Annotated in this window: 13 protein-coding genes; 11 read left to right on the forward strand and 2 right to left on the reverse strand. The window is 72.5% G+C overall.

Going from position 1 to position 14,991, the window contains the following annotated elements; translation table 11 throughout:
- Positions 1–424: 424 nt before the first annotated feature.
- Positions 425–688: a metal-sensitive transcriptional regulator gene (locus tag IE245_RS15595; protein ID WP_030493159.1), complete on the reverse strand. Its 264-nt coding sequence runs from the start codon at positions 686–688 to the stop codon at positions 425–427.
- 396 nt (positions 689–1,084) lie between these two features.
- Between IE245_RS15595 and IE245_RS15600 the strand changes: the two genes are divergently transcribed.
- The 8 genes from IE245_RS15600 (at position 1,085) to IE245_RS15635 (ending at position 8,261) form a co-directional block, all read left to right on the forward strand.
- Entirely contained in the window at positions 1,085–2,473 is a 1,389-nt protein-coding gene (locus tag IE245_RS15600) for an MBL fold metallo-hydrolase (RefSeq protein ID WP_189947759.1), read from the forward strand.
- Between the two features lie 87 nt (positions 2,474–2,560).
- Positions 2,561–3,145 carry a rhodanese-like domain-containing protein gene (locus tag IE245_RS15605; RefSeq protein WP_189947761.1) on the forward strand — a complete coding sequence of 195 codons (585 nt, stop codon included), beginning with the start codon at positions 2,561–2,563 and terminating at the stop codon, positions 3,143–3,145.
- 147 nt (positions 3,146–3,292) lie between these two features.
- Positions 3,293–3,658, forward strand: coding sequence for a rhodanese-like domain-containing protein (locus IE245_RS15610; RefSeq protein WP_189947763.1), 366 nt, complete (start codon positions 3,293–3,295; stop codon positions 3,656–3,658).
- Positions 3,655–4,398: a sulfite exporter TauE/SafE family protein gene (locus tag IE245_RS15615; protein WP_189947765.1), complete on the forward strand. Its 744-nt coding sequence runs from the start codon at positions 3,655–3,657 to the stop codon at positions 4,396–4,398. Before IE245_RS15610 ends, IE245_RS15615 begins: the two co-directional genes overlap by 4 nt.
- A gap of 44 nt (positions 4,399–4,442) precedes the next feature.
- Positions 4,443–5,711, forward strand: a complete 1,269-nt coding sequence (locus IE245_RS15620; protein WP_189947767.1) for an MFS transporter — start codon at positions 4,443–4,445, stop codon at positions 5,709–5,711.
- A 254-nt stretch (positions 5,712–5,965) separates the two neighbouring features.
- Complete coding sequence (locus IE245_RS15625; RefSeq protein WP_189947770.1) at positions 5,966–6,730, forward strand: CBS domain-containing protein; 765 nt, start codon at positions 5,966–5,968, stop codon at positions 6,728–6,730.
- The gene (locus tag IE245_RS15630; protein WP_189947772.1) at positions 6,730–7,413 is read left to right on the forward strand and encodes a CBS domain-containing protein; all 684 of its coding nucleotides are present in this window, start codon (positions 6,730–6,732) and stop codon (positions 7,411–7,413) included. The genes IE245_RS15625 and IE245_RS15630 overlap by 1 nt, the downstream gene beginning before the upstream one ends.
- Positions 7,410–8,261, forward strand: a complete 852-nt coding sequence (locus tag IE245_RS15635) for a universal stress protein (protein ID WP_189947774.1) — start codon at positions 7,410–7,412, stop codon at positions 8,259–8,261. The genes IE245_RS15630 and IE245_RS15635 overlap by 4 nt, the downstream gene beginning before the upstream one ends.
- A gap of 295 nt (positions 8,262–8,556) precedes the next feature.
- Here IE245_RS15635 and IE245_RS15640 read toward each other — a convergent pair whose 3' ends face one another.
- Positions 8,557–8,814: an SHOCT domain-containing protein gene (locus tag IE245_RS15640; protein WP_030493150.1), complete on the reverse strand. Its 258-nt coding sequence runs from the start codon at positions 8,812–8,814 to the stop codon at positions 8,557–8,559.
- A 174-nt stretch (positions 8,815–8,988) separates the two neighbouring features.
- Between IE245_RS15640 and IE245_RS15645 the strand changes: the two genes are divergently transcribed.
- The 3 genes from IE245_RS15645 (at position 8,989) to IE245_RS15655 (ending at position 14,810) form a co-directional block, all read left to right on the forward strand.
- On the forward strand, positions 8,989–9,711 hold the full coding sequence (locus tag IE245_RS15645) for an ABC transporter ATP-binding protein (protein WP_189947776.1): 723 nt from the start codon (positions 8,989–8,991) through the stop codon (positions 9,709–9,711).
- Positions 9,712–9,713: 2 nt separating this feature from the next.
- Positions 9,714–12,650 (forward strand): ABC transporter permease, encoded by a 2,937-nt coding sequence (locus tag IE245_RS15650; RefSeq protein ID WP_189947778.1) that lies wholly within the window; start codon positions 9,714–9,716, stop codon positions 12,648–12,650.
- A 720-nt stretch (positions 12,651–13,370) separates the two neighbouring features.
- Complete coding sequence (locus IE245_RS15655; protein ID WP_189947780.1) at positions 13,371–14,810, forward strand: MBL fold metallo-hydrolase RNA specificity domain-containing protein; 1,440 nt, start codon at positions 13,371–13,373, stop codon at positions 14,808–14,810.
- The last annotated feature ends 181 nt before the right edge of the window (positions 14,811–14,991 follow it).

Raw genomic sequence — 14,991 nt, forward strand, 5'->3', positions numbered from 1 at the left:
CTGACGAATGCGCCGGCACAACAGGGTGGGACCGGCGGGGGACGGCCACCGGAGGGGCGGAAGAGAGCCGGCCGAAGACGGCCGCCCGCTGGGCCGCGGACGAAGCCGTCCCGCGCGACACGGGTGTCCGCCTTCTCCGTGCGCGGCAGCCGATGGACACCGTCCTGGCGCTCTCGTTCGAGACGGCGGCCCGTCGGCGCACCGGCGTGCACGCCCAGCCGCCCGGGATCGGTCGGCACCGTCCTCGGGATGTCGCGGACGTCGAAGGGGACGAACCCTCCTTCTCCTGGCCGCGCCCTCGAAGGGACAGAACGAACCGCTCCCGTTCACGCGGGGCCGCCCCGGCCGCTCGTGGTCTCCGGAGTACCTCGCCGGCTCGTCGGCCCGCGGGCGGCCGTCCCGCGCGAGAACGCCCGGTGCGCGATCACGCGAGGGTGAGGAAGAGTTTTTCCAGTTCCTCCTCGGACATGGGCGGAGTGTCGGAGTCCCCTGCGAGGCACTGCCGCATCCCACTGGCGACGATCTTGAATCCCGCCCGGTCCAGGGCGCGGGAGACGGCTGCCAGCTGCGTCACGACGTCCTTGCAGTCGCGTCCGGCCTCGATCATCGCGATCACGGCGGCCAGCTGCCCCTGCGCTCGCTTCAGACGGTTCAGGACGGGCCGCATCGACTCTTCGTCCACCTGCATGTGGTCCTCCTTCGCTGATCCCCTCCCGATCGAGGATACCCCGTGGGGTATGGGTCCGGGCCGTCACGCGACTCCGCCGACGGGGACCCCCGCGCCCTCGCCGCAAGCGACCGGCACCGCACCCCCAATACCCCCCCAGGTATTTGACAGCAAGGATCGCGACCCTTTACGGTCGAATATGTCATACCCCCTGGGGTATCCCCCGCAATCCTCGCGGAGAGCCGGGCGGTCACCCCGGACGCCGACCCCGACCGGGGCCCGAAGTCCTGGGCGGCACGAAGCCGGAGCACGCCGGCTCGCACCCGATCACCCCCGCACACCCGTCCCCGCCGGGGCCACCACTCGGCCCCAAAAATACCCCCCGGGGTATACGGCCACTCTGTTTCGGAGGTTTCCGTGTTCTTCTCGCAGTACTACCTCGAGTGCCTCTCCCAGGCGTCGTACATGATCGCCGACGAGACCACCGGCCGGGCCGTGGTCGTGGACCCGCGCCGGGACGTGTCGGAGTACCTGAACGACGCGGAAGCCCGCGGCTTCACCGTCGTGGGCGTCATCAACACGCACTTCCACGCCGACTTCGTCGCCGGGCACCTGGAGATGGCCGCTCGGACCGGCGCGTGGATCGGCTACGGACGCCGGGCCGAGACCGAGTACGAGATCCGCAAGCTGTCCGAGGGCGACACCATCAACCTCGGTGACGTGACGCTGAAGATCATGGAGACCCCTGGTCACACACCGGAGTCGATCAGCGTGCTGGTGTACGAGCGCGCCGAGGATCCCGTCCCGTACGGCGTGCTGACCGGTGACGCGCTGTTCATCGGCGACGTCGGCCGCCCGGACCTGCTGGCCTCGGTCGGGGTGACCGCCGACGAGCTGGGCGCGATGCTGCACGACAGTGTGCAGCACAAGCTGATGGGCCTGCCCGACGCGGTACGGGTCTTCCCCGCCCACGGCGCCGGTTCCTCCTGCGGCAAGAACCTGTCCACCGAACTGCAGTCCACGATCGGCGAGCAGCGCGCCGCCAACTACGCGTGCACGCCCATGAGCGAGAAGGACTTCGTCGCGCTCGTGACCGCCGGGCAGTCCGCGGCGCCGGGATACTTCGCCTACGACGCGGACCTCAATCGCCGGGAGCGGGAGCTGTTCGACCCGGCGACCGCGCCGCGGGCGCTGGACGCGGCGGACTTCCTGGCCCGGCGTGCGGCGGGCGCGGTGGTGGTCGACGCGCGCGATCCGCAGGAGTTCGCCGCCGGCCACCTGCGCGGCGCGGTCAACGTCCCGGCCGACGGCCGGTTCGCCGAGCAGGCCGGCACCGTCCTGCCGCTCGACGCGGAACTGCTGGTCGTGGCACCGGAGGACCGCGAGGAGGAGATCGCCACCCGGCTCGCCCGGATCGGTTTCGACCGGGTGGCCGGCCACCTGGACGCACCCGAGGAGGCCCTGGAGGCCATGGCCGAAGAAGTCACCCCGGCCAGCCGTCTGACCGCCGGCCGGCTCCGCGCCGCGCTGGACGGAGACAACCCACCGGTCGTCATCGACGTCCGCAACTGCGGCGAGCGCGGCGAGAACGGATTCATCGAGGGTGCGCTGCACATCGCCCTGGGCGAGCTGCCCCGCCGTCTCGACGAGATCCCGCGCGACAGGCCGCTGGTGGTGCACTGCGCGGGCGGTCACCGTTCCTCCATCGCCGCCAGCCTGCTGCGCCACAAGGGCTTCGAGGACGTCTCGGACGTCCTCGGCGGCTGGGCCGCCTGGTCCCTGCTCAGCACGCCCGCCACCGCCTGACCCCGGCGGGTCCGCCACGCACACGTCCCGGTGCGGACTCGCCCCCTTCCCCCTTCCCGTTCATCTCGTCCCCACGGAGCAGTCCTCATGACGACCGACGCCTCTCGCGCCACCGCCTTCACCCCCGCGGCCCTCCAGCACCTGATCGAGACCGGCAGGGGCCCCCGCCTGCTGGACGTACGTACCCCCGGCGAGTTCCGGACGAGCCACATCCCCGGCGCCTACAACGTGCCCCTGGACACCCTGCGCGAGCACCGTACGGAACTGCGCGGGCACCTCGACGAGGACGTGGTGCTGGTCTGCCGCTCCGGCGCCCGCGCCATGCAGGCCGAGCAGGCGCTCGCCGAGGCGGGCCTGCCCAACCTGCGGGTCCTGGACGGCGGCATGACGGCCTGGGAGGCTTCCGGCGCTCCGGTCAACCGCGGCCCACAGCGCTGGGAGCTGGAGCGGCAGGTGCGCCTCATCGCCGGCTCGGTCGTCCTGGTCACCGGCATCACGGGCGTCTTCGTCCCCGGTGTGCACCTGATCGGCACCGCGATCGGCGCCGGACTGACCTTCGCCGCCCTCAGCAACACCTGTGCCATGGGCATGATGCTCTCCAAGCTGCCCTACAACCGCGGCCCGCGCACCGACATCCGCACCGTCGTCGCCTCCTTGCGGAACCCGTCGTGACCGCTCTCTCCCCCGCCGTCCCCACGCCCTGACCGGCGTCCACCGGGCGCCCGGCCGGCGGAAAGGTTCCGCACGTCCGGGCGCCCCGCCCCCGGGCGACCGACGGCCGCCCCACCCCCCGTACGACTACTTTCACGAGGTCCTGTGATGTCCCTGTTCTCCCGAGACCGCACACGCGTCACCGTCGAGGAGGCCCACCGGCGCACCCGGGGCACCCGCGCCTCTGCCGTCCTGCTGGACATACGCGAGCGGGGCGAGTGGGACGCCGGGCGCGCCCCCGGCGCCGTGCACGCCCCGCTGTCCGGCCTGGTCGCGGGAGCGCCCCTGCCGCAGGCCGCCCAGGGGCGGCCGCTGGTGGTGATGTGCCGCAGCGGGAACCGCTCGCGGAAGGCCGTCGAGCTGCTCCGCGCCCGCGGCGCGGACGCGGTGGACGTGAGGGGCGGCCTGCGGGAGTGGGTTGCCGCCGGACACCCTGTCGTCGACGGCCACGGTGACGACGGTTCGGTGGCATGACCCCCGTGATCCTCGCACTCGCGGCCGGAGCCGTCGTCGGTCTGGCGCTCGGCGGACTCGGCGGTGGCGGCAGCGTCCTGGCGGTCCCCGCCCTGACCTACCTGATCGGCCTGCCCCCGGCGGACGCGATCACCACCAGTCTGATCATCGTCACCCTGACGTCGATCACCGCGCTGTCCGGGCACGCCCGGGACGGCAACGTGGCCTGGCGGACCGGCCTGCTGTTCGCGGCGGCGGGCATCGTCCCCGCCATGTTCGCCGGGATGGCCGCCGGCCGTCTGCCCCAGGCGGGACTGACCGTCGCCTTCGCGGCCGTCGCGGGACTCGCCGCCCTGCGCATGCTGCGCCCCGCACGCACCCCGGCCGTGGGCGAGGTGCGTCCCGCCAAGGCCGGCGCCGCCGGCGCCGGACTCGGCGCGGTGACCGGACTGCTGGGCGTGGGCGGTGGTTTCCTCGCCGTACCGGCCCTGGTACGGGTGCTGAACCTCCCGATGCGCCGGGCCGTCGGCACCAGCCTGCTGGTCATCACCGTCAACTCGCTCGCCGCCCTCGGTGCCCGGGCCGGCGCCGGAACGCACCTGGACTGGACGGTCATCGCGCCCTTCACCGCGGCCGCGATCCTCGGCGCCTGGGACGGCAAGCGGCACGCGCGTCGGCTCACCGGCGACGCCCTGCAACGCGTCTTCGCCTATGTGCTGCTCGCGGTCGCGGTTTTCATGCTCGTCGACGCGTTCGTCTGACCCTCGCGTCGGCCCCCTTCCCTCTCCTCCGCAAGGACGCGCGCATGACCACCACCCTCACGACGAAGCGGCCCGCCGAGCACGCCGTGCGGCTCGGGCTGCGGGAGAACCGGCTCCAGTTCGCGCTTCTCGTCGTCGTCAACGTCGCCGTCGGTGGTCTCGTGGGCCTGGAACGCACCACCGTGCCGCTCATCGGCACCGATGTCTTCGGCCTGACCAGCGACCTGGCGGTCTTCGCGTTCATCATCGCCTTCGGACTCTCCAAGGCCCTGACCAACCTCGCCGCCGGGGCGCTGACCGCCCGTTTCCGTCGCAGGCGGCTCCTCCTCACCGGCTGGCTGATCGGCGTCCCCGTCCCCTTCGCCCTGGCCTACGCGCCGTCCTGGGGCTGGATCGTCGCCGCCAACGTCCTGCTCGGCCTCAACCAGGGCCTGACCTGGTCGATGACCGTCAACATGAAGATCGACCTCGTCGGCCCCTCCCGCCGCGGACTGGCGACCGGTCTCAACGAGGCCGCCGGGTACACCGCCGTCGGCGTCACCGCACTGCTCACCGGCTACCTCGCCACCGGCCACGGCCTGCGCCCCGTCCCCGAACTCCTCGGCGTCGTCTTCGTCGCCACCGGGCTGGCCCTGTCCCTCGTCGTACGGGACACCGCCGCACACGTGGCCCTCGAACTGGCCCGGCACGCCGAGCCCCTGCCCACGGGCGAGAAGACCGGCCTGAAGGCCGTCTTCGTCCGCACCTCCTGGCGTGACCGCTCCCTGCGCGGCGCCAGTCAGGCCGGCCTCGTCAACAACCTCAACGACGGTCTGACCTGGGGCGTCTTCCCCCTGCTGTTCACCGACCACGGCCTCGGACTCGCCGCCGTCGGCCTCATCAAGGGCCTCTGTCCCGTCCTGTGGGGCATCGGCCAGATCCCCGCCGGCCACCTCGCCGACCGCGTCGGCCGCAAACCCCTCGTCGTCACCGGCATGCTCGTCCAAGCGGCCGGCTTCCTCCTCGCCCTCGCCCTCCTCGACACTCCCCTGCTCGCCGGTGTCCTGTCCGCCGTGGCCCTCGGCCTCGGCACGGCCTTGGTCTATCCCGCCCTCATCGCCTCCGTGTCCGACCACGCCCATCCCGCCTGGCGCGCCAACGCCCTCGGCACCTACCGCTTCTGGCGGGACATCGGCTACGCCGCCGGCGCCCTCGTCGCGGGCATCCTCGCCGACACCCTCGGCCTGAACGCCACCGTCGTGGCCGCCGCCGTCCTCACCGCCGCCTCCGGCCTCCTCGCCGCCCGCTGGATCACCGACCGCACCGAGCCCTGATCCCTGCCGGTGCCCGGCCCCAGGTCAGACGGCGCACGCGGCCACGGCCACGGAACCCGCACAGAAACAGCGCCACCCGGCACACCGGAAAAGACGTCGGCTTCCGAGGGGCAGAGCCGGAACCCCGCGAGCACATCGGTCACAGCCCATGGGGCCAATGGCCCCGGAAAGGTCCCGTTCGGCACTCCTGACGCATGCGCCGGTACCGCAGGGTGGGACCAACGGGGGCATCGACCCTGCGAAGGAGGGACGTCATGCGGCACCGCACCGTCCTCGAGATGATGACGCACCGCGTGGTCACCGTCTCCCCCTCCACTCCGTTCAAGGAGATCGCGCGCCTCCTCGTGGAACACGGCATCTCTGCGGTGCCGGTCGTCGACGAGGACCTGCGTGTCCTGGGGGTGGTCTCCGAGGCCGATCTGCTGCGGGACACCTCCGAACTGCCCTCTCTGCAGGGACGCTGGGCGGGCGTCCGGCTGCTGTCCCGGGAACGGGGTGTACCCGAGGCGGAGACGGCGGCCGAGCTGATGACCTCGCCGGCCGTCTCGGCACGGCCCGGCTGGAACCTCGTCGAGACGGCCAGGACGATGCACCGCGAAGGCGTGAAGCGGCTCCCCGTGCTCGACGACACCGGCCGGCTGGCCGGGATCATCAGCCGCGCCGATCTGCTGCGGCCGTTCCTCCGTGGTGACGCCGCCATCCGGGACGAGATCGAGCACGACGTCCTGGCCGGCGCCCTACGACTCGCCCCGGGCGCGCTCCGCGCCACGGTCGACGACGGGATCGTCACGCTGACCGGTCACGTCGACGAACGCGCCGACATACCCGCGATCGCCCGGTTGTGCCGCTCCGTCGACGGAGTCGTCGCCCTGCACGAATCGATCGACTACGCCTACGACAACCTGGCGCCCGACGTGGAGCAGCCGCGTCGAACTCCGCCCGCCGGTTCCCGTGACGGCGGACCGGCCGATCGCCCGACGGCCGAGGCGGAGACGCCTGTACACGGAAGGAACGGATGATGCGACACCGCAGGATCGAAGAGCTGATGACCCGCGAAGTGGTGAGTATCCACGGCGACGCGCCGTTCAAGGAGATCGTGCGGGTGCTGACGCGCCACCGCGTCACCGCCGTGCCGGTCGTGGACGAAGCGGACCGCGTGATCGGCGTCGTCTCGGAGGGCGACCTCCTGCGCAAGACGGTCGATCGGACCGCCGCCGGAGACGTTCCCGCCGTGCCGGGACTGGAGGCGTGGGAGCGGGCGAAGGCTGAGGGGACGCGCGCGGAGGAGCTGATGTCCGCCCCCGCGGTGTGCGCCCGTCCCGACTGGACGGTCGTGGAGGCCGCGCGTCTCATGGAAGTACAGGGCGTCAAGCGCCTGGTCGTCGTCGACGACCGGGACCGGCTCGTCGGCGTCGTGAGCCGCCGGGACCTGCTGGGCGTCTTCCTCCGCGACGACGACGGCATCCGCCGCGAGATCGCCGAGGACGTCCTCGGCGGCACGCTCGGCCTCGCGCCGGGCACCGTGACCGTGGAGGTGAAGGAAGGCCGGGTGGAGCTCTGCGGCACCGTGCCGTACCGGGGCCTGCTCCCCGTGATCGAGCGCATGTGCACGACGGTGGACGGTGTGGTCTCGGCCTCGCTCACCCGACTCGCCGAGGGAAACGGCGACATCACGACGCCATCAGGAGGTGGACGGTCATGACCGGCAGCATCGTGGTCGGGGTGGACGGCTCGGAGGAGGCGGAGACCGCCGCCCGGTGGGCCGCGGACGAAGCCGTCCTCCGCGGTGCGGGCGTTCACCTGCTGCACGCACGGCAACCCTGGCCGGACCCCGTCTCGCCCGTGGCGGCGCGGGAATCGGAGGAGCCGTGGGCAGAGGAGCTGTTGACGCGAACCGCCGCGGGACTGCGTGAGCGGCATCCGGGGCTGTCCGTGACGGCCCGGGTCGCGGCCGACGGCCCCGTCCAGGCCCTGGTCGCCGCGGCGGAGGCGGGCGACCTCCTGGTCCTGGGCTCACGTGCGCTGGGCGGTGTGGCCGGTTACCTGGTCGGCTCGGTCGGCCTGGCCGTGGCCGGTGCCGTCGAACGGCCGGTCGTCCTCGTGCGCGCGGACGGCGGCGCTCGTCCGGAGAACTCCGTCCTGGTCGGGATCGACGCGCGACAGCCCGCGGACGCCGTCCTGGCGTTCTCGTTCGAGGAGGCTGCTCGCCGGCACGCCGAGGTACGCGTCGTCTACGCCCAGCAGCTCCCGCTCTACGCCTGGGGGCCGGCGATGGTACCGGACGTGCGGTTCACGCTGCGACCGGAGATCGAGCACGCGCTGAAGGACATGCTGGAACCCTGGCGCGCCGAGTACCCCGCCGTGACCACCACGGCCTCCGTGGTGGTCGGATCGGCCGGCCTCGAACTGGTGCGTGCCGCCTCCGGCGCCGGCCTGGTGGTCGTGGGGCGGCGCACCCGTCGTTCGGCGATGGGCACGCACATCGGCAGTGTCGCCCATGCCGTGCTGCACCACAGTCGGGCACCCGTCGCCCTCGTGCCCCACGACTGACCCCGTGGGGCCGCGATCCCAGGGCCGGACGGACGGGACGGCTTCGGCCTTCATCCGCGCGGCGATACGGAACCGTACCGCCGCGACCCCGTCGTCAGGACACGGAGTCACGGTCTCGGCGCGCTCGGGGGAAGGGACTGGGACGACTCCCGTCGGACGGGAAACGGAAGGCGCAGAACACCTGACCCCGGCCGGCGTCTCTCCCCACCCGCGCGATCAGCCGTGGCGTGCGCCGACGGGGCATGCTCCCAGAGTGACCGGGCGCACGGATCCCCGGGCGCTCGCACGGCACGGTCTACGACGCGCCGCCCCGTAGGGCGCTCAGCCGCCTTCGGTACTCCTCCTCGTCGATCTCGCCGCGGGCCAGCCGCTCGCCGAGGATCCGCTCCGGTCCCGTGGAGCCGTCCTGACGCGCGGGCCGTTCAGCGGATCGGTCCAGCGCGCGGAAGATCAACACGACCGCGGTGATCAGAAGGCCCCAGAAGAGGATCATCCCCGCCGACATGGCGAACCAGCCCCATCCGTTCATGCCGTCGCCGTACCAGAACATCATCGCCACTCACGCTCCCGAGGTCGGGCCGGTCCCCGCCGAACGCGTACGCGAGCGTTCCGGCCTCCTTTCCTCACGGTGCGCCGGTCGGCACGCCGGGCACAGGGCCGGTCGGTCCCTCGGACGGGCCCGGACGGCCGTCGCGGCGGGTCGCCTCCGGAAGTTCGTATGGAAGGCATGAACAGCGACCGCCCCCTTCTGGTCGCCACCGGGGTCCGCAAGATCTACCGGACCGGCTCGGTGGCGGTGACCGCCCTGGACGACCTGGATCTCGTCGTGCGCCACGGGGAGCTCGTGGGGGTCATGGGTCCTTCCGGGTCCGGCAAGACGACCTTGCTGAACTGTCTGTCCGGGCTCGACGACATCGACGGCGGCCGGGTCGAGATCGAGGGCCAGGACCTCTTCGCCATGTCGGACGCCGCGCGCACGCAGCACCGGGCCCGCACCATGGGCTTCGTCTTCCAGTCGTTCAACCTCATCCCGGTCTTCTCCGCGGCGGAGAACGTCGAACTGCCCCTGCTGCTCGTCGGCGCCCGGCCGCGCGAGGCGCGGCGGCGGGCGCTGGCCACGCTCGGACGGGTCGGCCTCGGCCACCGGGTCGAGCACCGGCCCAGTGAACTGTCCGGCGGCGAACAGCAGCGCGTGACCATCGCACGCGCTCTCGTCGGACGGCCCGCCATCGTGTGGGCGGACGAACCGACCGGCAACCTCGACAGCGCGATGGCCGATCAGGTGATGGACCTGCTGGGCGAGCTCAACCGGGACGAGGGCCAGACGATCGTCCTGGTCACCCACGACAGCGCCATCGGGGCGCGCGTCCCGCGGCTGATCCGGATGCGCGACGGCCGGCTGGTCGCCGACGTGCGCCGGACCGAACGCCGCGACCTCGCCCTGGACTGATCATGTACCCGAACCTCCTGCTCCCCCTGCTCGCCGCGCTGACGCTCGCCCTCGCGGCCCTCGCCCTGATCGCCGTCCGCCAGCCGGTGTCGCGCCGGCTGGCCTTCCGGCAGGTCGCCCGGCGACGTACCGAGGCCGCTCTGGTGATCGGCGGATCGATGCTTGGCACGGCCATCGTGATCGGGGCTCTGGTCGTCGGCGACACCTTGGACTTCTCCGTGCGACAGGAGGCGTACCGGACCCTGGGGCCGGTGGACGAGAGGGTCGTCGCGCCGCCCGGCCCGGCCGGACGCGCCGTCGCCGAACGGCTGGAAACCCTGGCCGGTGATCCCGACGTGGACGGGGTGCTGAACGCCAGGACCATCCAGGCGTCCGCGCTCGGCACCGACGGCGGCGGCACCGTCGCCGAACCGCGCGTGCTCGCCTGGCAGGTGGACTTCGCCGACGCGGCGCGCTTCGGCGCGGCGGGAGGCGACTCAGGTCTCGACGGACCGGCCCCGGGGCCCGGTCAGGTCGTGCTCAACGAGCCGTTGGCCCGGTCGCTGAGCGTGCGCTCCGGGGATTCGATCACGCTGTACCTGTTCGGGACGCCCGGGACCTACCGGGTGGAGCGCGTGGTGCCGGAGCGGGGTGTGGCCGGTGCGGGACTCGGAGGGCGCCTGAACCGCAACGCGTTCCTGGCACCGGGGACTCTGGACGCCGCGGCCCGGGCCGCGGGGGCGGAACCCCGGTCGGTCACCTTCGTGTCGAACCGGGGCGGGGTGGAGGGCGGGGACGCGCTGACCTCTCGGGTCACGGCGGACATCCGGGACGCCCTGGGCCCGCTGGCCGGGCAGGCCACGATCGACACGCCGAAGCAGACGGTGCTGCGGGAGGCGCGGCAGGCCGGGGACTCGCTCGGCGCGCTGTTCCTGATGATCGGCAGCTTCAGCGTCATCGCGGGTGCCCTGCTCCTGGTGAACATCTTCGTGATGCTCGGCGAGGAGCGGAAGGCACAGATGGGCATGGTGCGGGCGCTCGGCATGAGGCGCTCGCGGCTCGTGGGTTCCTTCACCCTCGAAGGGGCCGCCTACGCGCTGATGTCCGCGCTGCCGGGTGTCGGCATCGGGATCGCCGTCGGCTGGGGCGTCGCCGTGGTGGCCGCGGAGATCTTCCAGGGGTGGTCGGTCGGCGGAAGCAGCATCCGCATCGCCTTCGACGTGACTCCCACGAGTGTCCTGAACGGACTCGCCATGGGGCTGCTCATCGCCTTCGCCGCGATCCTGGCGACGAGTGTGCGCATCAGCAGGTTCAACATCATCGCCGCCGTCCGCGACCTTCCCGCGCCGCTCGGCCGGGGACCGCACCGCGGGCGGCTGATCCTGTCGACCGGCCTGGCCGTGCTGTGCGCGGCCGCGGCCGTCCCGGCCCTGGCACGCAGTCAGCCGGACGCGACCTACCTCCTGCCGGCGCTCGCCCTCGCCTTCGCCGCCCCGGCGCTCCTGCTCGTCCTGCCGCGACACGCCGTCACCACCCTGGTCGCGGCAGCCGTTCTGGCCTGGACCCTGCTGGCTCCCGTCGTACGCCCCCGGATCTTCGACACGCCTTCCATGTCCGTCTACGTCGTCCAGGGAGCCCTCGCCGCCTTCTCCGCCGTGGTCCTCGTCAGCGACAACCAGAAGACCCTGCTCCGCCCCGTGCGGCGGCTGCTGGAACGCCCTTCGGAGTCGGGTCTGGCGGCACGGCTCGCGGTCGCGCATCCGCTGGCGAAGCGGTTCCGGACAGGTGCGACGCTGGTGATGTACACGTTGATCGTGTTCGTCCTCGTCCTCCTCACGGAGATCTCCGGCGTCCTGCGCGCGGGAGTCGACGGAGTCGTCGCCGACGCCACGGCCGGGTACTCGCTGCGGCTCGACTACAACCCCCTGGTCGCGGGCGAGCACCTGGTCGAGGAGCTGCGGAACAGCCCTTCGGCCCACGGAATCTCCGGGGTCGCCCCCCTGCTCAACGCCACCGGCCGGGCCACCGATCCCGGCCACCGCGATCCGCGGCCGTTGGACGTCGCGGCCGTCGGGGTGCCGGACGGCGCGATCACCGGCATCACCTTCCGCGAACGGCTGCCCGGTCTCGCGGACGATCCCGCGGTCTGGCAGGCGCTCGCCGCCGATCCCCGCTACGTCGTCCTCGACGGCTTCTTCGGCAGCACGGGCGGCCCGGCCGGCGACTACTACGACCCCGGCGACACCCTCGTCGTCACCGACCCGCGGACCGGGCGCGCCGAGCAGAAGGTCATCGCCGGCGTCCTCAGCAACGGCAGGGTCTTCTACCCCGGCACCGGGGCCGGCTCGACCACGTACCCCGTGGTGATGAACGAGCGCGCGGCGCGCGAGCTCTTCGGCTCCCAGGCGCAGAACTCCTCGGCGCTGGTGCGGACGGATCCCGGAACCTCGCCCGACGTCCTCGCGACCAGGCTGCAGGGCGAACAGCTGTCGTCCAGCCTGGTCGCCACCCCCATCGAGACGGACATCCGCCGGCAGTTCGACTCCAGCACGGCCTTCTTCCGGCTCATGCAGGGCTTCCTCGCGCTGGGGCTGGGCGTGGGCATCACCGGGCTCGGCGTCGTCATGGTCCGCGCGGTCCGCGAACGCCGACGCACCATCGGCATCCTGCGGGCCCTGGGCTTCCGGGCCGCGACCGTGCGGCGGTCCTTCCTCTGGGAGAGCGCCTTCGTCGCGGTGGAGGGGATCGTACTCGGCAGTCTGCTGGGCGTGCTGACCACGTGGCTGATGTACCGGAACAGCGCCGCGTTCGAGGGCCTCGAAGGAGGGTTCCCCGTCGAATGGGCGAGCATCGGCATCCTCGCGGCCGCCACCTTCGCCGCATCGCTCCTGGCCACGTGGGGTCCGGCCCGCCGTGCCGCCGCCATCCGCCCGGCCCGCGCGGTCCGCGTCACGGACTGAGCCCCCGCCGGCCTGAAGCCACAGGTCATGGGCGGCTGCCCCGTACGACGAGCAGCCCGAACCCTTTGCCACAGGCGGCGGCAGGTGCGCCTCCGTTCCGTCGGACCCGACCCGTACAAGGGCGTCCGAACCCCGGATCATCACGTTGGGCAACTCGTCCGGGCCCTCCATCCGCTCACGACGCACAGGCACCGACTCCGAGGACACTGCGGTCCGGTGATCGGCACCACGTCGAGTGCGGGCCGTCGTACAGGCGTGCCAGATCGCCTGTACGACGGCCCGCCGAGAAAGTCACTGCCTCCCGACAACCGACCTGATGCCCCATCAGCTAAATCGGCAAAAGGCCGGCATTCAGCTGACCGGATCGGCTCGCACACGAGCACACCGGAGAAGCGCACCGCACCGGCCGCGCCACTGGGAGGGGGTACGTGACCAGCCCTCCCGGTGGCACGTCGCCATCCGGAGGCACAGCCGAGCGAACCTGCCTCAAGTCGCTCCGTCACGGCACCGGTCGTGGCGGCCCTCGCGACAGAGGCGATCGCCGACGGAGATGCGGAAGACCAGGACGCGGCCCTGTTCCGGGTCCACCCGCTCGGACCCGCGGCCAGGTCAGGACACCGCACGTGCCGACCGGCCCGGGGTAAGGGCCGATCGGACCCTCCGGCCGAGGAGGAAGCGGGTGCGACGGTGGAGCTGACACACACTCCAAGGAGGACGGCCATGTCCCGAACAGACCCGACCGCGGCTCCCCTCGCTCCCGCCGCCGGCCCGCGACCGGCCCTGCTCAGTTTCCTGGGCGGGGTGGGAACGGTCACCGGCAGCAAGTTCCTCGTCGAGAGCGACCATGCGCGCATCCTCCTGGACTGCGGTCTCTTCCAGGGTTTCGCGGACCTGCGCCGCCGCAACTGGGGCCGGTTCGCCCGTGACGCCGCCGACATCGACGCCGTCGTCGTCACCCATGCCCACCTGGACCACTGCGGCTATCTGCCGCGCCTCGTCCGGCAGGGTTTCCGGGGGCCGATCCTCATGAGCCCGCACACCGCCCGGCTCGCCGAAATCGTGCTGCGTGACAGCGCGCGGCTCCAGATGGAGGCCGCCCGGCACGCCAATGAGCACGGCTGGTCCAAGCACCGCCCGGCGAAGCCGCTGTACGACGACTCCGACGTCGACAAGACGCTGGCGTTCTTCGATCCGGTACCGGTCGGCGACGAGGTGGAGATCATGGCCGGCACCCGTCTGGCCCTCCACCAGGGCGGGCACATCCTCGGCTCGGCCTGGGCCCACCTGACACTGGAGGACGGGCACACTCTCGCCGTATCCGGTGACCTCGGCCGACCGGGGCACCCCCTGCTGCTGCCGGCGGAGCCGTTCTCGGGCGCCGACGTGCTGCTCCTGGAGTCGACCTACGGGGACCGCCGCCATGACCAGGACTCCGGTCGGTCCGCCTTCGCATCGGTCATCGAGCGGACCATCGGCCGGGGCGGAACCGTGGTGATCCCCGCCTTCGCGATCGACCGCACGGAGGTCGTCCTGCACGAACTCACCCGGCTGCGCGAGACAGGGGTCCTGCCCGGCTCGGTGCCCGTGTACGTGGACAGCCCCATGGCCCTGGCAGCGCTCGACGTGTACCGGGACGCCGTGCGCGATGGGTCCCCCGAGCTGCGGCCGGAAATCCTCGCCAAGGGGGCCGACGCGCTGAGCCCGGCGCCGTTCCTCGCCGCACGCACGGTCCAGGAGTCCATCGACATCAACGGCTCCCGAGGCCCCGCGGTCATCGTCTCCTCGGCCGGTATGGCCACCGGCGGCCGGGTCCTGCACCACCTGCACCGTCTGCTGCCCGACCCGCGCAACGCCGTGGTCGTGGTCGGGTTCGCCGCGGCCGGCACGCGGGCGCGTGACCTGGTGGACGGCGCCCGGGCACTGAAGATGTTCGGCGAGTACGTGCCCGTACGGGCCGAGGTCGCCGACGTACCCCGCTTCTCGGCACACGCCGACGCCGAACAGATCATCGAGTGGCTGCGTGACGCCCCTCCCCCTCACACCACCTATCTCGTGCACGGCGAAGCGGCCGCTTCCGAAGCGCTGCGCGACCGCATCGACCGCGAACTCGGCTGGACGGCCGTCGTGCCCCGGTCCGGTGAGGCCGTCCTGATCCGCTGACCCTGGCCCTTCCCACCTGACCCATGTCCGCCGTCGCCGCACAGCCGGGTCTCCGCACGCGCAGATGACCGGTCACAGCCATCGGGTGACAGGCAAGGAGGTCCGCGGCTGCGCTCGGTCCAGCCGGCGACGGCGGGGTCCGAAGGCCGGCGGCGCGCCGCAGTGCGGTCCGGTGCCCCGC

Origin of the sequence: Streptomyces roseolus (genome assembly GCF_014649855.1) — a bacterium.
Classification (GTDB): Bacteria; Actinomycetota; Actinomycetes; order Streptomycetales; family Streptomycetaceae; genus Streptomyces; species Streptomyces roseolus.